Annotated in this window: 20 protein-coding genes; 9 read left to right on the top strand and 11 right to left on the bottom strand. The window is 35.0% G+C overall.

What is annotated here, in order from left to right; genetic code table 11:
• Positions 1–8 precede the first annotated feature (8 nt).
• Entirely contained in the window at positions 9–1,010 is a 1,002-nt protein-coding gene (locus LRP81_RS06515; RefSeq protein ID WP_230500453.1) for a LacI family DNA-binding transcriptional regulator, read from the bottom strand.
• Positions 1,011–1,278: 268 nt separating this feature from the next.
• Positions 1,279–2,637, bottom strand: a complete 1,359-nt coding sequence (locus LRP81_RS06510; protein ID WP_230500452.1) for a TrkH family potassium uptake protein — start codon at positions 2,635–2,637, stop codon at positions 1,279–1,281.
• 208 nt (positions 2,638–2,845) lie between these two features.
• Here LRP81_RS06510 and LRP81_RS06505 point away from each other — a divergent pair, with 208 nt between their 5' ends.
• Entirely contained in the window at positions 2,846–3,034 is a 189-nt protein-coding gene (locus tag LRP81_RS06505; protein ID WP_230500451.1) for an alpha/beta-type small acid-soluble spore protein, read from the top strand.
• 62 nt (positions 3,035–3,096) lie between these two features.
• Here LRP81_RS06505 and LRP81_RS06500 read toward each other — a convergent pair whose 3' ends face one another.
• Positions 3,097–4,329: an anti-sigma factor domain-containing protein gene (locus LRP81_RS06500; RefSeq protein ID WP_230500450.1), complete on the bottom strand. Its 1,233-nt coding sequence runs from the start codon at positions 4,327–4,329 to the stop codon at positions 3,097–3,099.
• The gene (gene sigI, locus LRP81_RS06495) at positions 4,298–5,080 is read right to left on the bottom strand and encodes an RNA polymerase sigma factor SigI (protein WP_230500449.1); all 783 of its coding nucleotides are present in this window, start codon (positions 5,078–5,080) and stop codon (positions 4,298–4,300) included. The genes LRP81_RS06500 and sigI overlap by 32 nt, the downstream gene beginning before the upstream one ends.
• Positions 5,081–5,557: 477 nt before the next feature.
• On the opposite strand from sigI, the gene ku reads away from it, so the two are divergent.
• The 4 genes from ku (at position 5,558) to LRP81_RS06475 (ending at position 10,265) form a co-directional block, all read left to right on the top strand.
• Complete coding sequence (ku, locus tag LRP81_RS06490; protein ID WP_230500448.1) at positions 5,558–6,448, top strand: non-homologous end joining protein Ku; 891 nt, start codon at positions 5,558–5,560, stop codon at positions 6,446–6,448.
• A gap of 22 nt (positions 6,449–6,470) precedes the next feature.
• Positions 6,471–8,330 carry a DNA ligase D gene (locus LRP81_RS06485; protein WP_230500447.1) on the top strand — a complete coding sequence of 620 codons (1,860 nt, stop codon included), beginning with the start codon at positions 6,471–6,473 and terminating at the stop codon, positions 8,328–8,330.
• A 190-nt stretch (positions 8,331–8,520) separates the two neighbouring features.
• Entirely contained in the window at positions 8,521–8,799 is a 279-nt protein-coding gene (locus tag LRP81_RS06480; protein ID WP_230500446.1) for a hypothetical protein, read from the top strand.
• A 332-nt stretch (positions 8,800–9,131) separates the two neighbouring features.
• The gene (locus LRP81_RS06475) at positions 9,132–10,265 is read left to right on the top strand and encodes a mechanosensitive ion channel family protein (protein WP_230500599.1); all 1,134 of its coding nucleotides are present in this window, start codon (positions 9,132–9,134) and stop codon (positions 10,263–10,265) included.
• Between the two features lie 153 nt (positions 10,266–10,418).
• Here the strand turns inward: LRP81_RS06475 and fbpA are convergent, their stop codons facing one another.
• Both fbpA and LRP81_RS06465 read right to left on the bottom strand, forming a co-directional pair.
• Positions 10,419–10,604 (bottom strand): Fur-regulated basic protein FbpA, encoded by a 186-nt coding sequence (gene fbpA, locus LRP81_RS06470; RefSeq protein WP_230500445.1) that lies wholly within the window; start codon positions 10,602–10,604, stop codon positions 10,419–10,421.
• 97 nt (positions 10,605–10,701) lie between these two features.
• Positions 10,702–12,984 carry an ATP-dependent DNA helicase gene (locus tag LRP81_RS06465; RefSeq protein WP_230500444.1) on the bottom strand — a complete coding sequence of 761 codons (2,283 nt, stop codon included), beginning with the start codon at positions 12,982–12,984 and terminating at the stop codon, positions 10,702–10,704.
• A gap of 145 nt (positions 12,985–13,129) precedes the next feature.
• On the opposite strand from LRP81_RS06465, the gene LRP81_RS06460 reads away from it, so the two are divergent.
• From LRP81_RS06460 to LRP81_RS06450, 3 genes are read left to right on the top strand one after another with little or no spacing between them, the layout of a single operon-like run.
• Positions 13,130–14,563 (top strand): spore germination protein, encoded by a 1,434-nt coding sequence (locus tag LRP81_RS06460; protein WP_230500443.1) that lies wholly within the window; start codon positions 13,130–13,132, stop codon positions 14,561–14,563.
• 16 nt (positions 14,564–14,579) lie between these two features.
• Positions 14,580–15,689, top strand: a complete 1,110-nt coding sequence (locus LRP81_RS06455; RefSeq protein ID WP_230500442.1) for a GerAB/ArcD/ProY family transporter — start codon at positions 14,580–14,582, stop codon at positions 15,687–15,689.
• Positions 15,673–16,812: a Ger(x)C family spore germination protein gene (locus LRP81_RS06450; protein WP_230500441.1), complete on the top strand. Its 1,140-nt coding sequence runs from the start codon at positions 15,673–15,675 to the stop codon at positions 16,810–16,812. The genes LRP81_RS06455 and LRP81_RS06450 overlap by 17 nt, the downstream gene beginning before the upstream one ends.
• 18 nt (positions 16,813–16,830) lie before the next feature.
• On the opposite strand, the gene LRP81_RS06445 is transcribed toward LRP81_RS06450, so the two are convergent.
• The 5 genes from LRP81_RS06445 to LRP81_RS06425 all read right to left on the bottom strand — a co-directional run bounded on the left by LRP81_RS06445 (position 16,831) and on the right by LRP81_RS06425 (position 20,696).
• Positions 16,831–17,553, bottom strand: coding sequence for an alpha/beta fold hydrolase (locus tag LRP81_RS06445; protein ID WP_230500440.1), 723 nt, complete (start codon positions 17,551–17,553; stop codon positions 16,831–16,833).
• 69 nt (positions 17,554–17,622) lie between these two features.
• Positions 17,623–18,246: a cyclase family protein gene (locus LRP81_RS06440; RefSeq protein ID WP_230500439.1), complete on the bottom strand. Its 624-nt coding sequence runs from the start codon at positions 18,244–18,246 to the stop codon at positions 17,623–17,625.
• A 14-nt stretch (positions 18,247–18,260) separates the two neighbouring features.
• Positions 18,261–19,532 carry a kynureninase gene (gene kynU / locus LRP81_RS06435; RefSeq protein ID WP_230500438.1) on the bottom strand — a complete coding sequence of 424 codons (1,272 nt, stop codon included), beginning with the start codon at positions 19,530–19,532 and terminating at the stop codon, positions 18,261–18,263.
• A gap of 85 nt (positions 19,533–19,617) precedes the next feature.
• Positions 19,618–19,845, bottom strand: a complete 228-nt coding sequence (locus LRP81_RS06430; RefSeq protein WP_230500437.1) for a hypothetical protein — start codon at positions 19,843–19,845, stop codon at positions 19,618–19,620.
• A gap of 284 nt (positions 19,846–20,129) precedes the next feature.
• Positions 20,130–20,696, bottom strand: coding sequence for a hypothetical protein (locus LRP81_RS06425; protein ID WP_230500436.1), 567 nt, complete (start codon positions 20,694–20,696; stop codon positions 20,130–20,132).
• A 199-nt stretch (positions 20,697–20,895) separates the two neighbouring features.
• Here LRP81_RS06425 and LRP81_RS06420 point away from each other — a divergent pair, with 199 nt between their 5' ends.
• Positions 20,896–21,495, top strand: a complete 600-nt coding sequence (locus LRP81_RS06420; protein WP_230500435.1) for a hypothetical protein — start codon at positions 20,896–20,898, stop codon at positions 21,493–21,495.
• Positions 21,496–21,512 lie beyond the last annotated feature (17 nt).

Genomic DNA, 21,512 nt, shown 5'->3' with positions numbered 1-21,512 from the left:
GAAGCTCATTATGTAGATTCCCTTATAATGAGCTCTGTATCAATTATTCTCGAATGAATTTGTTTCTTCCCTTCAAGCATATCTATTAGAAGGACTGCTGCTTCAAATCCCAAATTAAATTTATCCTGTCTAATGGTCGATAAGCTTGGAGTAGAATAGGCCGCTAATGTAATATCATCATATCCGATAACTGCAAGGTCTTCTGGAATTTTCCTTCCTAACCATTTGGCAGCTTTCAGAACACCTAGTGCCATTAGATCACTAGCACAAAATATTGCAGATATTTCAGGATACTGTTTTAGCAATTTCTTAGCTACTTTTTCTGCCTCGTCTTCTTTAAAATCACCATTCACTAGCCAATCGGGATGAAAAGTTAAATCATTCTGTTCTAGTGCCTCTCTGTAACCCCTTAACCTTCTGATACTGACATCTGCTTTTTCATGACCATTAATCATGGCAATGTTTTTGTGTCCACAACTGATTAAATGGTTTACGGCTTTTTTGGCACCATCAATATTATCTGTTGTCACATAACCAACCGTTTGAGATTCCATAGGGATATCAACCAATACGCAAGGTATATCACTATCAACTACTTCTTGAAGATAAGGATCGTCTGTTTTAATCCCCTGAAGAATTACACCGTCCACTCTTCTTTCTCTACAAAGCTGGGTATAGGTTTTTTCATTTTGCTTCGAAGAGGTTGTGCTAAATAGGACCAAATCGTATTCTGAATAGGCGGATGCTTCATTAATTCCACAAAGAACTTCAAAAGTAAAATTGTCCTTTACTCCTTCTCTGTTCATATCAGATACAAGGAGACCAATAGTTTTGGATTTTTTCATCACAAGACTTCTGGCAACCGTGTTAGGGCTATAGTTTAACTCTTTTGCTACTTCTTGAATTCTTTTCCTGGTTTTTGGATTAACATCAGAATAGCCATTCAAAGCCCTTGATACAGTGGTGACAGAAACTCCAGCAACTCTCGCAATATCTTTTATCGTTGTCACGGCGTTTCCTCCAAAACGTTTCGGATAATGGTTTAAATGAAGAATAACATGAATATTAGTATTATTGCAAGCGTTTTCTTTTTCGTTGGTATTCCACTATGAAAGGCATAACATTCTTGACTGACCACACAAGAATAAGAAGAGTCGCCAATGAAGGTTGTGGTTTTCCACCTACTTGACGACTCTTCTATTCTGTCCTATCAACCTGTTAAAGTTTTGTTCCTATACATAAATTGGCATGTTGCTTGAACTAAATGCACACTTATACTTATCCAATGATTACTCGTTCGACTGGATAATGATATTTAGGTGGCTTTCGTTTACTTTCCATCATAAATAGGAATGTCAAAAGACCGACACGTCCAATGAACATGAGACTCATAATGACTAGCTTTCCTACGGTTGTTAAATCTGGTGTAATACCCATTGACAAGCCAGTTGTTCCGAAGGCAGAGCATACTTCAAAAACAATCTGTATCAAAGAAAAACCTTCTGTCATGCTTAAAATAATAATAGAGGAACAACAGATTGTAATAGCAAGTAAAAGTACCACCAAAGATTTAATAATATCTTCTTCATGAATCTCTCTACCGAACAATTTTATATGTTTATGTCCTCTTGCAAAATGAAATAAAAAGAGAATATTTAAGGCAAATGTTGTCGTTCTGATTCCTCCACCGACTGAACTAGGTGAAGCACCTATAAACATAAGTGTACACATCACTAGTAAAGTAGGTAACGTAAATTCACTAACATCCATGGTTGAAAGTCCACCACTTCTTGTCGTCACAGACTGGAACAATGCGTAAAATAACGTTTCATGCCAAGACATTCCCTTAAAATAAGAATCAATTTCCAATACAATAATCAACAATGTTCCAATGGTGATCAGAAAGGCAAATGTAATGGTTGTTATTTTTGTGAAGAGCGAAAATCGAAACTTGCCATTTTTATGGGCAAAAAATTCCTTTATCTCTATTAAGACTGGAAAACCAATTGCTCCCGATGTAATCAATATCATAATAATAAATTGAACAAAATAGTCATTAGCAAATGGAGCTAAAGATTGACCTGTTATATCAAAACCACCGTTTGTTGTTGCACTTACAGCGGCAAAAAAACCATGGTAAAATGCTTCTTGCCACGTATCATAGTAGATAAGAAAGTATGATCCCAACACTAATGTACCGATCATCTCTATTGCCAGTATGAGCACCAATATTTGTTTAACAAGTTTCACAATCCCAGAAAGATTTGATTGATTTTGATCAAGCATCATCAATCGGCGTTCGCGAAGGCCAATTTTCCTGCCAAAGAGAAGCCATATAAAAGTACTGACCGCCATTACTCCTACTCCACCAAAGTGCATGACAAATGCAATTAAAATGACGCCCGTAACTGTAAATGTAGTGGACGTATCTACCACTGTAAGTCCTGTCACACTAACTGCGCTAACAGCAGTAAACAATGCATCAATGAAGCTCCAATCACCAGTATCATATCTCGCAATCGGTAAACTTAATAAGATTACCGCTATTAAGACAGCAACGAAATAAAAACTTACGATTAATTGTGCAGGTGATAAATTATGTACTTTATCACTTAATAAGCTTCTGAACTTAATCATGATTGCCCTCTTATTTTTAGAAGTATTAGCTAAAGGATAGGTAAAGTAATCCCTATATTACAGTATTTAACTAATACTTTCTAGTATGAATCAGATTATTTTTCCGATACTAACTTTACAACTTTATTAATTGTTACAACAGATTAAAGTGACTGTCATAACTAATAAAGTTGAACTAATAAAGTTGAACTAATAAGGAGTGGTATCAATGGCACGAAGTAATAAGCTTCTTGTTCCAGGCATTGAACAAGCATTGGATCAAATAAAATATGAAATAGCTCAAGAATTTGGAGTAACCCTCGGTTCTGACACTGTTGCACGCTCTAATGGTTCTGTGGGTGGAGAAATCACAAAGCGTCTAGTAGCACAAGCACAGTCCCAATTAAAAGGGAAATAATTGAATATGCATGGATAGAGCCCAGAGTATTATCACTCTGGGCTCCACTATTGTTTGAAGTGTTATTGATTGGAATTCCCTCTATTGTTTCCTGAATTTTTACCATTTTGATTTTCCTTATTCCCAGAATTACCATTGTTGTTATTATTGCCGTTGTTGCTATTATTGTTATTCCCATTGTTGTTATTGTTGTTATTGTTTTTACCGTTGTTATTACTTTGGTTATTATTACCGTTGTTATTGCCATTGTTATTATTGTTATTATTTTTATCATTATTTATGTGCTTGTTATTATGTTGTTGTTCTTTTCTTTCCTTTTTCGCTTGCTCACGTTCGACTTTCCGCTCATTTTTTTCCTGTTCTTTAATTTCTTTTCGTTCCTCTTTCTTTTGTGCATGCTCTTCTTTTCGCTCTTCTTTCAATTGTTTTTGATGCTCTTTACGCTCTTCTTTTATACTCTTAGCCAGTTTTTTTGATTGATTGTTATGATTTTGGTGATGTTGTTTCGTTGATGTTGAGGATTGGTTATTACTATTAGAAATAGAAGCATTAATTGCTTTCATCCTATTTACCGGTGCAGTTGGATTAACATCAGATTTAGATGTATCTTCCTTTTCTACTATTTCTTTTTCTTGTTCCTTTTGTATAAATCTACCAGGTGATAACCCCATATTGATTGCATCAGTTCTCTTATTAATAGTAGACTCCATCGTGGTGATACTTATTTCGTCATCTTTTATGTTTTCAGAGATAGAAGTTATCTTATCCTGCATCTTTATATTCCAACCGTCATCCTCTACATGGGTCAATGTGGATGCAATTAAGACTTCACTATTTTCTTTCAAATATCCATTTTGCCGGATAATATCAAATAGTTGCGAGGAGACTTTTGTGACATCCTGTTTTTTCCAACTTTTAATTTGCCCTACAATTCTCCTACCATCATCATTGAAAGCATCTAGAGATACAACTTCCATTTTTTTATTTATCCCCAACTCAATACTTGGGTTTACATCAACTGAGATATAGGCATATACCTGATTACTTACATATGAAGGAATCATGGTAGATGCGAGGATAAATACCGTCAAAATGGAGACAATTGCCCATCTTAAACGAAAAATTGCACTTCCTGCTTTACTTTTCCTTTTCTCTGTTTGATATAAAGGAAAAAAAGCAATCTCCTCCCCAATATCCACATTCCCCTTTAGTTTTCTCGACTTCAAAAACTCACCCTCAGGGGTTAGAATAGTGACATGTTCATCATGAACTTCGAGCACAATCCCTTTTTTCACTCGTTATCGCCCCTTTTAAATAATCTTTCAAATATATATAATCCCCCGATAATATAATGGTAACTGCAATAATGTATTTACGGTTGCGTTCTATTGTTTTTCTGCTAACGTCAACCAAACTTTCTAGCTGCTTCATAGGTAGCAGTTTCTTTTCAAACAAATGATTTTTCAACTCATGGTTTTGAACTAAGGTGATGGCTACATCAATAGCATTTTGCCTTGCATCTGCATGTTTTGGAGAACATTCAATCAAATCACTAAAAGATAAATCAAAATCCTTTAACACACTCTGATAGTATTTTATTTCTTCTCTTCGTTGTTCTTGATCAATCTGTTTTTGGAACTCTTCAATAGACAACGTAGCTTCAATACGATTGGAAGTATAGTCATCTTGTTCCACTTCATGTTCTGACAATGTCACTGTTGTATTTTTACTTTCTTTTCTTATATAGTCAATTACTCTCCGCTTTATGATTAGGTCTGCGAATGATATTAATGAACTACCTTTATCTTTCGAATACTTTTCTATTGCCTCATTAAACGCAATAAGACCGATACTAAATTCGTCATCTGCTTCACTAATATACCTTTTACATACAGAAGACACACTTTTAGCAATAAATGGTTTATATTTATCAATTAATTTATTTTGTAGTTGAATGTTGCCAGCTTGAATTTCTAGCACTTCATCTTCAAGAGTGTTTGTGCGTCGTTTGCCAATTTTAAAAAGTAGGCTCAGCACTGGCCTCACCTCTCCTCTTGCTTAAAAGAATATCATTATTCTTAATTTAAGCATGTATTAAGAAGGAGGCTTTTTCTACTATAGAAAAAGTCACCTGTCTATATATAAAGGTGTACTTTTATATAGCAAATGTCAATGTAAAAACCTGTTAAGGTATTTTCGACTGTAAAAATAAAATAATACCAACTATAAACTTTTTGAAAAAAATGCGTCAATCCCAATAATTTCTTTCAGTAAATAGTGATTTTCCTTAATCCCCCTTTAACTAATATCCATCTTTTCATTTAAATGTTACGTCAATGTTTCATTTTTTTCGGGGGAGAGTCAAAAAATAATTTTATAATACTTCTAAATACCTAAAAAAATGTTTCAATTAATCCTTAATACCTTAAGCCCTTTCCAGTATTAGTAAAACTTATCTGCTACTTTTAGGGCAATCTACAGTTGAGTACTAATAAGTAATATTGTCAAAAAGGGTGAAACAACATGCACACAATGTGGAAAGGTTCGATTAGCTTTGGCTTAGTTAATATTCCGATTAAAATGTTCTCTGCAACAGAGGATAAGGATATCAAATTGAGAACGCTTCATAAGGAATGCCACAGCCCCATTAAATATGAAAAAGTATGTCCCAACTGTGAAAAAGAAGTGGGACAGGATGATCTCGTAAAAGGCTATGAATATGTAAAAGGAAAATATGTCATTTTGGATGAGAATGAATTAAAGGAATTAAAGGAAGAGCACGAAGATAAAAGTGTAAAAATCATTGATTTTGTAAAACTGGAAGACATTGATCCCATCTATTTTAACCGCTCCTATTTCTTGGGACCAGGGGAAAATGGAAATAAAGCCTATTCGTTGTTAAGAGAAGCATTAGAAAGTTCCAAAAAAATTGGAGTGGCTGAGATTACGATTCGATCCAAACAACAACTTGCTGTAGTGCGGGTTTATAAGGATTGTTTAGTTATGGAAACTGTTCATTACCCTGATGAAGTAAGAAATGTTAAAGAAGTTCCTGGGGTTCCCGAAAGAAAAGCAATTGATGAAACAGAGTTGAAAACTGCCATTACATTAATAGATCAACTGACCACTGATTTTGATCCTGAAAAATATCATGATGATTACAGGGAGGCTGTACTTGCCCTTGTACAAAGTAAAATAAACAAAGAAGAAGGAACTACTACCCCAACTGAGGGGGATAAAACAAACGTAGTCGACTTAATGAGTGCTCTACAAGCAAGTATAGAACGGACGAAAGACCAAGGGCAAAAGCAAGTCAGGGTATCATCTATTGAAAAGGAAAATGCAAGCGAAAAATCTATTTCCTCAGAAAAACCTAAGAAAAGAACAACAAAAAAGAAGAAAGCATCTAGCTAAATAGTTAGATGTTTTCTTTAACATGAAAGGGTTTTCTACAATGAAAAAGCCTATGCTCTCCCAACAATATTCGTATCCTCCAACAGGGGATGAATGGATTTACGAAGTGAAGTATGATGGCTTTCGATGTATAGTCAGCATTGATCAAAACAAAATTGAAATGCAAAGCAGGAATGGTAAACCATTACACTCTTCCTTTCCAGAAGTTTTCGATTTTCTTCATTACTTGAAGAATGTTCATTCCATCAAAAATAAACTGCCTTTAACATTAGATGGTGAGCTTGCTGTTTTAACTTCACCTTACAAAGCTGATTTTGCTTCTATTCAAAAAAGAGGAAGAATAAAGGAAAACGAAAAAATACATACTTTAGCAAAAACGGCTCCAGCGACACTACTCGCATTTGATTTACTTGAATTAAAAGGAAGGAATGTTACTCATCTCCCGTTAGTCGAACGGAAACAAATCCTCCAGCAGCTTTTTTCGCAAGCAGATCTTCCACTTCAACCATTGGTCGAAAGTAGTGCCAGGGTACATTTAGTCTCCTTTACTGAAGACAATAATTATCTTTGGGAAAAAGTACAAAATTCTCATGGTGAAGGAATCGTTTCGAAACGAAAAAAAAGTGTATACGAGTTAGGTAGGCGTTCGAGTGACTGGATAAAGGTGAAGAATTTTAAGACAGCCACATGCTTTATTACAGCTTTTGATAAAAAGAACGGTTTCTTTCATATAGGAGTTTATATTAAGGAAAACGAAATAGAGGATATAGGCTTGTTTTCTCATGGAATCTCTTCAGAAGAAAGATCAGCACTATTAACTGTAATGAGGGAGAATTCTTTAAATGAAGATACACAATTCCTATATGTTGCTCCAGGTATATGCATTGATGTGCTTTTTTTAGAATTATATCAAAATAAATTAAGACATCCTGAATTTAAAAAATTTCGTTTTGATGTAGACGTGAAGCAATGTACGCTTTCGAATGTAATATTACAAGAACTCCCTCCAAAAGTATCTATTACAAATCCGAAAAAAACTCTTTGGAATAAACCATTGGTAATGAAACAAGATTACTTACGTTATTTAGCATCATGTGCACCTTTTTTACTTCCATTTATCCAAGACAGGCTATTGACAGTAATCCGCTTTCCACATGGTGTTGATGGTGAAAGCTTTTATCAAAAGAACTGTCCAGATTATGCACCTTCATTTGTTAAAAAATATGTTCATGATGATACAGAACATATTCTCTGCAACAATTTGGATACCTTGATTTGGCTTGGCAATCAGCTAGCATTGGAATTCCATATTCCATTTCAAACGGTTTATTCAAATACGCCTGATGAAATTGTTTTTGATCTTGATCCTCCAGCCAGAGAGTTTTTTTCAAATGCTGTTAAGGGGGCAATCATGATGAAGGAAATTTTTGATCAACTTCATCTCACCTCCTTTGTGAAAACATCAGGTAGGAAAGGGTTACAGATTTATATCCCACTACCAGAAAAACAGTTTTCCTACGACGATACTCGTATTTTCACTGAATTTATTGCTTCCTATCTCGTGTCAAAAGAACCATCTCTTTTCACGGTTGAACGGTTAAAGAAAAATCGTGGAAATAAGGTATATATAGATTTTATGCAACATGGAGAAGGAAAAACAATTATAGCACCTTATTCATTAAGAGGAAATGACCTACCTACAGTTGCAACTCCATTATTGTGGGAGGAAGTTAAGGAAGATTTAAGTCCTGATAAGTATACGATTTTTTCAGTAATAGAACGGATCAAACATGTTAAAGACCCATTTCAACAGTACAATAACTGTAAAATCAATCAGCCCTTTAAGGAAGTTCTTTCTTATCTAAAAAAACAAAACACGTAATGACTACCTCTGTATAAGTATATAGTTTTTGAATAATGGTAAGGATGGTAAGAAAAGCGGAAGCACCTTGACCTGCTCCAAATAAGTATAAGTCGAGGGGGCTAGTTCATTCACCATTTGTCAAATCAACATATGCCCTAATGAATTTGATACTGAAGCTAGAATCTTCCGAAAAAAGAAAAGGTGATCTGTGTTGCAAGCCTTTGCCGTAATCCCTCCCGTTATTGTATTTGAAGACAGTATCATTATTGAATTTATCGATGAAACCGAACCTATTGATTGCAGGAAGTATCGTCTTTTCCTAGAAAAACAAAAGGTGGAGGTCTCCAAAATAATCGTATTTAGACCTACTTTACAACTTTGGCAAGATATTACTTCGATGGTTTCACCATACTACCTGACTTCTTTAAAAACTATGCTATTAGATCAGGTGGATGCTTATCACAATGAGGAAGGCGCTATTTCATAGAAGATTGTTATGCGAAATCTTAATGCAAACAGCCCTCTAATCGATAGAAATATATATTTCATATCGAATAAAAACTCTTTTCTATGATATTTTAGGAAAGAGTTTTTTTCTCTTCATCATACCTGACTTAATGCTTATATTATTACTTTTAGTGACAAAGAAACTAACGAGCAATAGAAGTTTGATCTGCTAGAACTATCATAAGGATTGCCTAATCGTTGAATTCTTCAATATTCCATAGTATTATAGTGATTCATAATAGGAAACCAGCTAATTTTGAACGAAATAATTATACTTAGCACCACTCTGAGGAGGATTGTGCCTTGAACAACATGATTCATTGGTTTACAGAAACGCTGACTGCCGATTTTTGGACTGACACAGGTTTTTGGATTGATTTAGGAGCAGCATTTTTCATCTTGACACTTTTCCTTGTCTGGAGAAAACTATTCACCAAATATTTTTTCAAGGGAATACTTACATTATCCAGTAAGACACCTACTGATTTATTTAGGTATATTGTTATTTCATTTGATAAGCCAGTCAGAATGTTCTTTGTAGTATTGGGGATATTTTTCGCACTGAAAGCAGCACCATTCGTATTAATAGAAGCTGCAACTCTCTCCATATTAATACGCTCTTCCATTATTGGATTGATTGCATGGGGGATTTTTAATTTTATTCCATACTCCTCCAATCTTTTCACAAATCTGACCAACCGCCTTGAAGTGGAAGTAGATAAAATTGTCATGCCTTTCGTCACTAAAGTATTACGATTTATTCTACTAGCACTCACTTTTAGCATTATCTTGGATGTATGGGGATTTGATGTCGGAGGAATAGTTGCAGGTTTAGGTCTTGGAGGTTTAGCATTCGCGTTAGCGGCACAGGAATCGATCAAAAATTTACTTGGTGGCTTAATTATTGTGACTGAAAAGCCTTTTACCATTGGAGATTGGATAAAAACCCCAAGTGTTGAGGGAGTTGTCGAGGATATTACATTCAGAAGTACGGAAATTCGTACTTTCGCTCAAGCAGTAGTGACAGTTCCCAATGCTACCCTTTCTAATGAACCTATAACTAACTGGTCTAAAATGGGAAAACGACAAATATCTTTTACACTAGGTCTACAATATGATACACCAAAACCCACTTTAGAAAGAGTTGTAAGACGAATTGAAGAAATGTTAAAAAACCATGATGGCATCGATCAAGAAACAATTATGGTTCGCTTCGATAATTTTGGTACTAGCAGTCTTGATATCTTTTTGTATTTCTTTACTAAAAGCGTTAATTGGGGAGAATATCTTGAGGTGAAGGAAGATATCAACTTTAAAATAATGGAGATAATTGAAGAAGAAAGAGCAGGCGTTTCTCTTCCTACCACCACACTACAATTTGGAGAAAGCAAGGAAGAAGAAGCATTTAAAAATGAGCTTAGGGAAACAAAAGGTCAAAAGGCATAACCCACTAGTATTAATGGGTTATGCCTTTTTCATCAGTAAAGTCAATATTATTAACGTTCGAAAGGTTTCTACCCCCAGCATTCGAGGTCATAAGCCAAAATGGCCAGAAGGTAAAGTTGTTTAGCTTATGCTTGTCGGGGCTGAACAAGGCGCTTACGCTTTTCTAATCATTGTTAATTTTTTGCTTGGAAAATCATTATAAAAGTAATTATATTCTTCTTTTAATTCAGTTATAGTTAGTCCGTTTAAGACGTTATCATTATATACATTAATCAGCAATAGTTTATCAATATAATACTCTCTTTGTTGTTTTAGTGCCTTTTTTAATTCATTACTCATTATCTACACCCACCTTACATCAAGCTATCCTAATCATAATGGAAAAATGTTGATGAAGTTTTAATGGAATGTAAATTTTTCGTTTAGAGATTTCGATCTATTGGAAATTTCGCCATTCAGGTGGTAGTAACGTCCTATAACTTTCTTGAAAAAACCTCTTATCCATGAGAAGGATAATCCCCTCGTCTTCTTCTGTTCTGATTAATCTCCCTCCAGCTTGTTGCACCTTGTTCATTCCTGGATACACATAGGCAAAATCAAAACCATTATGTCCGCTAGTATGAAAGTATTCCTTTATTACATTTCTTTCTAAAGATAACTGGGGTAAACCTACCCCAACAATTCCTACTCCTGTTAATCTTTCTCCTTTTAAGTCAATACCTTCTGAAAACACGCCACCAAGTACTGCAAATCCAATGAGTACCTTGTTTAAGGGAATGCTGTATAGTTCAAGAAAGGAAATCCTTTCTTCCTCACTCATTAGCCTGTCTTGTTTAATGGTGGTTACTCCATCACTTATCGCATATGGTACGTACTCTTCATAAACCATATCCATGTATTCATAAGAAGGGAAAAAAATAAGATAGTTACCCGGCTTAGTATGGAACGTCTTCACAATAGATTGAATAATAGGATTGATGGATTTTCCCCTGTCTTTATATATGGTGGATATAGGTTGGGCATAGACTTTGACCTTATCAGAATCAAATGGGGAAGGAATACTTAGGTGATAGTCTTCTTGATCGCTACCGAGCATTCTTTGGAAGTATCCTAATGGATGTAGTGTCGCAGAAAAAAATATAGTTGCTGCAGTTTTATCTGTCAATCTTTTAATAGATAGGGAAGCATCCAAACAAACAAGTTTTACATTTACATCATTTTTGAATAGCGTCACAACCGTTTTATACCGAGCATCATATTCTTTGCCAATTCGTAAAAAATCCTGCCCTTCGAAATAACATGTTAACACATCCTGATAAGACATTTGTGATGGATTAGTCAACAACCATTGTTCACATGCCTTCACCGCCTCATTAACTGCATCAAGTAAGAAAGTTGGCTTTTCTTCAAACACATATTGATTATTATTTATTATTTCTTTTTTCCAGGAAAGTAGCTTATCATTGATTTTTTTAAATTGTAGGTATAAATCATTGTTTATATTTTTCATTTCCCTAGAAGCTTGTAAAAAAATTGATTTTGTAATACATGCTGAATGCATATCTCTAGATCTATCGACTAAATTATGGGCTTCATCGATAAGTACGATACTCTCTTCATGAAACTCGCTCCACCTCTGAAGTCTTACTTTCGGATCAAAAAAATAGTTGTAATCACATATAACGGCATCTGTATACAGTGCAATATCAAGTGAAAATTCAAACGGACATAATTGATGTTTTTTTGCATACCTTTCCACCACAGATTGGGTCATCAATGATTCATTTCGGAGTACATCTGTCAATCCTTCTTTCAATCTGTCATAGTACCCGTCCGCAAATGGACAAAATTCTTTTTGACATAATGTCTCTTCTTGAAAACATATCTTCTCTTTAGCGGTAATGGACACAACTTTCATGCACAGTCCTTTTTCAGTTAATCGTTTCCATGCATCTTCCACCACTGTCTTCGTCACATTTTTAGCTGTCAAATACATAATTTTTTGAGACTTACCTTTTCCAAGAGATTTAACGGCAGGAAAAATAGTAGCCATTGTTTTTCCTATACCTGTCGCAGCCTTTGCAAAGAGGACTTTTTGTTCTTGAATGGTTTTATAGACAGCTTTAGATAAATCTCTCTGTCCTTTTCGAAATGAGTCAAATGGAAAAACTAGTTCTCCTATGGATTGATCCCGCTCTTTTCGGAATCCCCAAAGTATTTTCTGAAAAAGGAGGTATTCATATATTACTTCATCAGCAAAGATAGTAAGCTGCTTCTTGTTATAATGTCTTCTAAAAGTGACAGTATCTTCATTGTCCCTTCTTGCATATACCATTTGAATATCTATTTCCGAAATCTCATTTTCTTCCATATACATAAAGGCATACATTTTTAATTGAGCCCAATAGGCAGGGTAATCTAATTCCGTGATAGTATTCAATTCCCTTTTGGTCGTTTTTATTTCTTCAATCGTTATTCTTTCTTCTGTATGATAAATCCCATCGCATCTTCCCTCTATTAGTAGCAAAAAAGATTCCACTTGTTTCTTGAGTGAAAGATATACTTCTTTTTCGTACCCTTCCCCTCTTAACTTTTGTATACGTTGATGAGTTTTTGTACCTTCCTGCAATACATTCGATCCTACAAATCTAGAATCAATACTGCCATTCATCATTACAAATTCCACTAATTTTCTAACTGAAACCAATATAGTATTCATTGCAAAAACTCCTGTAATTTGATACTGAAATTTCCAACATTATTAGTATGAACTAAGGTAAGTATAGCAAAATAATTTAGGCACATGAATAATTCAGTTATAAAACACAAAAAATAATATACAAATATTGGAGGTGCCATTGTCTATGAAGATGAATAAAGATTCCGACGTATTTACGGATAAGCTTGAAGAAAATCTCTTTTTTTTAAGAGAGCACTTTGTTCATTCTGAGGACTTCATCTTAGATTATGCACCTCTGCAAAATGAAGAAGCTTACTTAGTTTATATAGAAACTATTGTCGATAAAAAAACAATAGAAGAAAGAATTATTAAGCCAATGAATATTGGCAGTATGGAAATGAAATTGGCGGAAACGTTTATTTTGGAAACCAATAGTGTCAAAGAAATTACAAAACGACTATTAGAAGGTAGCTGTGTGCTAGTTAGACATCGTACTGATCTATTGCTAGTATTTGATGCTAAATCTCCTACGTCGCGTAATATTAAAGAGCCTGAAACAGAAGGAGTAATTCGAGGCTCTCATGAAGGCTTTATCGAACCTCTCTCAACAAACATTGCGTTAATCAGAAAACGAGTACATAACCAAAACATTAAAATTAAGTATTTTACCATTGGTTTTGAATCCAATACTAAAGTAGCAATCATTTACTTAGATCATATTGCTAATTCGAAAATTGTTCAGACGCTTGAAGAAAAATTATCACAAATTAATATTGATTATGTCCTTGCACCGGGACATATTGAAGAATTTCTCAGCTCAAATATGACTATATTTCCAACTATGCTTAGTACTGAGCGTTCTGATCGAACAGTCGCAAATATATTGGATGGAAGAGTTGCAGTAATTGCAGATAACAGCCCAAGTGCTTTAATTGTTCCTGCTACCTTTTTTACATTCTTTCAATCACCCGATGATTATAATAGCAGACCACAGTTTGGTTCATTCATCAGGTTTCTCCGATTAGTCGGTTTCTTAATAACCGTTATGCTCCCTGCGCTTTATATTGCCATTGTATCGTTTCACTATGAAATACTACCTACTGAAATTATATTTTCTATTAAATCATCTTTGGAATATGTTCCATATCCCCCCTTAATTGAAGCTTTGGCCATGCAGATTACGTTAGAGATTTTAAGGGAAGCTGCTATCAGACTTCCAAGTCGTATCGCACAAACAATTGGTGTTGTTGGCGGACTTGTAATTGGGACTGCAGTAGTGGAAGCAAATCTAGTTTCAAACACGATGATAATTGTAGTAGCGATAACTGCTATTTCGTCTTTCATGATTCCCATAACAGAAATGGGTTCATCCATTAGAATGTTGGGTTTTCCATTTATGTTAATGGCAGCTATGTTTGGTTTTATCGGTATGAGTTTCCTTGCTATGTTTGTTCTTATCCATTTATGCAAGCTGGAATCCTTTGGTACCCCTTACTTTTCTCCATTAAGCACGCTTCAGTTTTCTGAGCTTAAAGATACACTCATACGTGTGCCACTTCCCTTCTTTAAGAAGCGGCCCAGGGATACACAACCTAAACAAAGAAATAAGAAGTCATAATAAGGAGTTATTAAACATGAAGAAGGTTGTAGATCGAGCCATTTCTCAAGGTCAGCTTTTCTTTCTTATCATACAAACTCAATTAGGGGTTGGTATTCTTTCTCTACCTTTCGCAGTACATAACTCTGCTAAAGGTGATGGTTGGATGGCTACGTTATTTGCAGGTATTGTGATTCAGCTATGGATTTTCATCTCCATAAATCTGGTTAAACTTTTTCCTGGGAAAAACCTCTACCAAATCATAAAAGCACTTTTTGGTAAAGTTTTAGGTAACATGTTTGTGTTAATATATACGGTTTATTTCACTACAGTTGCAGCTCTAGTAGCTGTATTACAGACAAGTTTAATTAATAATTGGATGCTCCCATTAACACCTTTTTGGGTTATTTACTTTTTGATTATCATCGTCTCTGTTTATTTAGCTAGTGACAATATACTAATGATTGCAAGGTATTTCAGTTTATTAACGCCTATCATTCTTTTCTTTATAATACTCACTATCTCCGTCTATAAAGACGTCCAGTTAAGCTATATATTGCCTGTAAAACAGTCTAATTGGAAAGATATCTTTTTAGCAACGAAAGACGTAATGATTGCATTAACAGGATTCGAAATAATTCTTATCGTCTATCACACAGTTTTAAATAAAACAAAGACACTGAGAACCTTAACATACGCAAACATCTCTACTGTCAGTATCTATACATTTTTTGTTTTTACAAGCTTAATTTACTTTAGTCCAGATGAATTACCCCTTGTACCTGAACCTGTTCTTTACATGTTAAAAGCCATTTCTTTTGAAGTGATAGAACGGTTAGATTTAGTTTTTCTAGCGGTCTGGATCATACCGATGACTAATTCCTTTATTATCTATCTGTTTCAAGCAAGCATTGGACTTAAAGAACTATTTAAAAAGGATACACATGCATACTTTCCAATTTTTCTTGTTATTCCAATTTTTGTCTCGGGATTCTTTTTCCAGGACAAGTTTTTAATGGAACAGGTAGGGAAATATTTCCAATACCTTATTTTGAGTTTTGCATTCGTGTTGCCACTATTATTCTTTATGGTTGCCGTGATAAAGAAAAAATGGAGGAAGGAGAAAAAACATGCTGCTTCAACGTAAATTCGTTCGTCTTTTAATCGTATTACTTTCCTTTACTTTACTTACAGGATGCTGGGATCAAAAATTGTTAAAAGATTTAAAATTAGTATTTATTATTGGTTTGGATAAAGGCGAAGATGGACAAATCATTTCTAACGTAGCTATCCGAGAGTCAAAAACGCTAAGTGTCGGCGGAAAGCCTGGTGAGGCTTCCGTTGCCGTAGTAGAAGGTATTGGGACTACGATTAGTGATACTCGTTTATCATTAGATAGGAAAATACCTGGACAATTTTCACCGAGTAAAATGAGGGTTTGTTTAATAGGAGAAGAATTAGCAACCGAGGATCTCTACTCCTTACTTGATATCTTGTATCGCGACCCTGCTGCTCCTCTAGGTGCAAAGTTAGCAATTGTAGAAGGCACGGCAGGAGAGATTATTAACATGCGATCTATTAAAGAGACGCTTTTAACCGAAGCGATTAGCGATTTGCTTATTACCTCTGAGGAAGACACACTTGCTGTAAACGAAACTGTACAGACTGTTTGTCCAATTATGTTTGATCCAACTGGTGATTTCTCCCTTCCAGTTTTAAAAAAAACCGAAACAAAAGACGTTGAATTAACCGGGGTAGCGCTCTTTAATGATAAGGTTTATACAGGTGTGAAGCTAGACGCTGAACAGTCTACCTTATTAATTTTATTGATGGGTAAAAAAGGAAAACAAGCGCAACTGAATATAGTAGTGCATCCAGAAGAACAAAATTTTCAAAATCGACATTTAATGATTGGTATTAAAGATGTTAAGAGAAAAGTAAAATCCGTTGTTCGTTCATCTACTGACATTAAGATTGATATGGACCTTAATCTTACCGCATATGTTATGGAGTATCCTAAGGACGGATTAATTAGCAAGAAAAAAGTGAAGGAACTTGAAAAGAAAGTTTCACAAACAATAGAAGAAAAGGTAGTTGAAGTGGTTGGTATCATTCAAGAGGCAAACAGTGATGTACTAAGAACAGGTCAAGAGGTTAAAATTCACCATTATGATGTATGGAAAAAGATAAATTGGAAAGAGGTATATCCTAATATCGAAATTAACCCTACTGTAACAGTGGACATTAAAGGAACAGGAATCATCAATTAATTTCATTAGTGAGGAGTATTAAAAGCTCCTCACTATTGCCTCCACGATACGATTCCACTGCTCTTCTTTAGTAATTTTTGCCTCATTGTCTCCATTTTGAAGTCCATAATCACCAAATTGAGAATGGTTCCCTCCTTGAATGATAATGGTGCTAGTCTGGGATGGGAGCAAATGATCAGACTCTGTTAACCGCTCTTCATTAATAACTCCGTCTAACTGGCCTTTAATGGTGAGAACTTCCCCTGCAAAATCAGTGAGATCATCTCCTTCTGCTGGATATGCCGCTAACAATATGAGCCCAGAGACTCTATCTGGATTGTGCTTTACATACCTCGCTGCCATTGCCCCACCAAGGGAATGACCCGCAAGCACCCATTCTCTTTCATCAAATTTCTCTAAAATAGTATCTGCTTTGTTTGAACTTAATACAGCTAGGTGCAATGGCATTTTCGCAATAATGAATGGAACTCCCTGTTCAGCTACGCGTCTAGCTATTGGGGCATATGCATTTGCCTCAACTCTACCACCGGGATAAAAGATTACACCTGCTTCATCATTATTTTCACTCGGAAAGAAAGTAATCCAATTATTACTATCCTTTACCATTACGTTTTCATCTGATTTTAGACTATTTTCATCTATAAGTTTATATGGTGTAGCCCATAAATAAACACAAGTAATTACAACAATACTACAAACTATACCACTGGCCACTAAACTGACTTTTTGCCATTTTTTCATGTTCATACCTCATCCGCTTAGAATAAATATATTTTATGAAAAGGATGGGAAGAAAGCAAATAATTACCTTCACGGTTTTAGTAATACAGCACGTACTGGGCTGCCATCAGATCCTGATATCTTAAGAGGCAAGGCAACTAGTTGATATTCTCCTTCTTCCACACTTGAGAGATCTAAACCTTCCAATATATGTATATTAGCTATATGCAAAGCATGATGAATAGGAAGCGATTTACTATCAATTTTATCGACACTAGGAAGATCCAAGCCTATGAGAGGGACAGCTAGTTCTTGCAGAAATTCCACTACTTTTTTATCTAGCGTTGGAATCAATTCGGGAAAAATAGTTGCTATTTTCCATCCGTTTGTCTTAAATAATATCCTTTTCCCTCCTTGATTTTTCAGTTTATTCTTCACATCTTCCAGTTGGACACTATCTATTCCAGTAACGTCAACGACAAAGGCGTCACCAATATATGTGGAAAGTGCAATCTCATCCAATTTCTCTCCTTCTTCTGTAAAATGAAAAGGAGTATCTACATGTGTCGCAGTATGAACACTCATCGTAACATTTCCAACATTGACAGAGCCCGTATGTTGTTTTGACCAATTTACACGGTATGAAAACGGAGTATCTCCTGGCCAAGTTGGTGTAGTTACATCCAATTTTCTTGAAATATCAATTATCTCCATATCTTTCCCCTCCCTCAAGCTACCACTTCACGTTCATTTGTGAATTTTTCATACTCTTTATTTTGCATGATTTCTTTTAATATTATTACCGTATCATAGGCATCTTGATAGGTATTATATAATGCGACTGGGGCCAAACGTATAATATTTGGCTTACGGAAATCCGGCACTACACGGTGCTCTTTTAAAGCCTTGCATATTCTTGCTGCTTCCGGATGCAAGATACTGATATGACCGCCGCGAGATGTATCCTCTTTCGGATTGATAATCTTAAAACCAAAGTGCGATAGTTCCTGCTCGATTAGACTCATCATAATTTTTGTCATGTGCAGAGATTTAACACGTAGTTTCTCCATCCCTATTTCATTAAACATTTGCAGAGCTCCAAGTAACGGAGCCATACTGAATATATGAGGTGTTCCTATTTGGTAAGCACCACTATTTTTAGCCTTTAAAAAGGTATGTTCCATATCAAATTGCTTTTGCTTATCTGATCCGAACCACCCCATCAATCCAGGGGTTTTATTAAAGTGCTTTTCATGGACAAACAGGGATCCGACTCCACCTGGCCCAGAATTAAGATATTTGTAATTGCACCAATAGGCAAAATCAACATTCCAATCATGAAACTTATGAGGTATAGTACCAACCGAATGACAGCCATCCCAACCTACTATTATCCCCTTCTCATGAGCGATTTTCGTTATTTTTTCTATATTAAACAGCTGACCACTTCTATAAAGTACTGTAGGTAAGATTAATAGAGCAACATCCTCTTTCAAAGAAGCTATTATATCTTCCTCATCGATAGTGTGCCCATCCCTGCTCTTAATAGCGATTAGATGTTCTTCTGGTTTGTATCCTTTTAATGATAGGATACTTTGAATTGCATATATATCTGAGGGGAAATTGAGCTCATCCGATACAATTTTCGTTCTTTCTGCATCGGGTATGTAGAAGGTTGCTAATAACTGATGCAGGTTTGTAGTCGTAGATCCTGTTACAATTACTTCTTCAGATCTTGCCCCCACTAACGGTGCACTCATTTCTCCTAGCTTTTCAGCAAGGTAAAACCATGGTTCCTCTCCGCTAGTCCAACCATCTATACCACGTTTTTTCCAAGAATCCAACATAGAAAGAAGCGATTGTTCCGCTCTCTTTGACAAAAGTCCTAATGAATTTCCATCCATATAGATTGAATCTTTTAGTAGATAAAATTCTTCACGATATTTACTTAGTGAATCCTCTCTATCCCATTTTTCAATCATATCTAAATTTATAGGCATATTGTTCCTCCTCTGCAGCCATTATTTCTTATTAATGAGTTCTAGCCAAGTAAGAAAGCGAAAAAAAAGACTCCTGAAGAGTCACCTAAGTCACATTATGTGTTAGTTTTTGAAACAATTCATACATTCTCTGTTCTGCTTTATCGTTTACTTTATTACGAGTATTCAAGGTAGGATTGCCATTAATTCGGAAACTGTAATCAAGAATTTCTCGATGAATCTCAGAATACATAAACTCTATAATCACTTTGTATCCTTCTGATTCCATCATCATGGTGCAGACTTTATTGCCCATAAATTCTGTAATTCTCACGACGGATTCCTCCTTATCTCCTTTCATTGAGTATACTCTTCTACAAGAACAGGCATATTTCCTTTTTTCTACCACCAAATTAATTGAATTTTCCGCAAAATAAATAAGCGCCGATGTCTTGTGCTATGTGCTGGGACTTACTATAAAATGATAAACAAAAAAAGCGGAGATGATTTCCGCTTTTTTTGTTTATTTTATGTAAGAATACTTTAGTTAGGCTTTTTGTTTTACATGTATCGTTAGGGAAAGCTATATCCTAGTATTTGTGTTAGCAAATACCCCAATTAAAAGTTCTGCTTCAAATAATTATTCACTCTTCTTATTTCACGATTATTGCCAAGTGCATGTGTAACACCCCAGATATTTGTTTCCCCTTCTTGCTCCGTCACTTCATTTAAAGTCACATCGAGATCATGTAATATTCGATGCAAGTATTTTAATGCAGTTCGATCATCCTCTCTTTCTATCAAAAGGATTAGCGCATTTGCATTTTCCATATCATTTCTAATTTTTGAAGGTCCGAAGCCTTCTGATTTCAGCCAATCCAAAGCAGATTTTAATTCTTTCCATTCGTCTGATGTCTTTAAATTGCGAAGGTCTATAGTATCTGCTCCACCCCAACCAGTTATATCATTTAAATACTTGTGTTGTTTAGACAAAATCTCTAACGATTGATCTTCCTTGTTTTCCTGATAAATGATAGCCTCTTCATACTCCTGATGTTCAATTTCTTGAACAGAAGCTAAAGTGGTTGAAGAAAAAAGAGAACCTTCATCAACATAATCAATAAAATGATAACCTATGACTCCGATAACGGTAATAACCATAAACGTAGAAACAAACTTTAGCAAATCTCTCAACTCCTAAATTTAATACTAATTCAAATAAACATCTATTAAATCTCACATATTCCGAAAATTAGAAATTACAATGCATGTTACCTTTCGTTTCCCATTCACCTAAGCACCATTAATAATAAGAAAACACCTTTGCTTTGCTCTCATTTTCATTTACTGGTACGATAAAAGAAAAAGTTATAGGTGAAATAAAATGAAAAAACATTTGGTTACTTCTATTATCGTCTGCTCTCTTCTATTGTTAACAGCATGTCAGCAAGAAGAGATAATAAATGAGCCTGCACCTTTAGACGGGCTATTTGACGGGATGGAACTTTCATATAATGAATATAAATTCATTCTTGATGATGTTGTAGAACGCGGAAAAAAAATGGAATTGGAAGATAAAGATCTAGAAAAATGGGTGATTCGTGCAATTGGGGACGAAAAATTAATGAATAAACGTGATTTATCGGAAGAGGAAGCAATTGAAAAAGGGGAATATGCAAAACAATATTATGAAGCACTTGTAGAGATATCAACTACTAAATACAGTGTTACTATTTCGGACAAAGAATTGGGTACTTGGATAGAAGAAGAAGTAGAACCACATGAGTTCCCTCAACAGAAAGCTTATGCAGACGCACTTAATTTGACAATAAAAGAGTTGAATCATGAATATGACAGAGACTTATATCGACAAACGATGATCTATGAGAAGATTTTTCCTTTATTACAAGATGAGTATGATACTAATGATTCAGATGTAATAAGAGAGGAATTTCATAAAGAAGTAGAAAATACGATGAAGTAGGACGGGCACATACTAGC

The sequence above is a fragment of the Sutcliffiella rhizosphaerae genome, from assembly GCF_917563925.1.
In the GTDB taxonomy this organism is placed as follows: domain Bacteria; phylum Bacillota; class Bacilli; order Bacillales; family Bacillaceae_I; genus Sutcliffiella_A; species Sutcliffiella_A rhizosphaerae.
The sequence above is the reverse complement of the archived record's forward strand: the minus strand, read 5'-3'. Positions and strand labels throughout refer to the sequence as shown.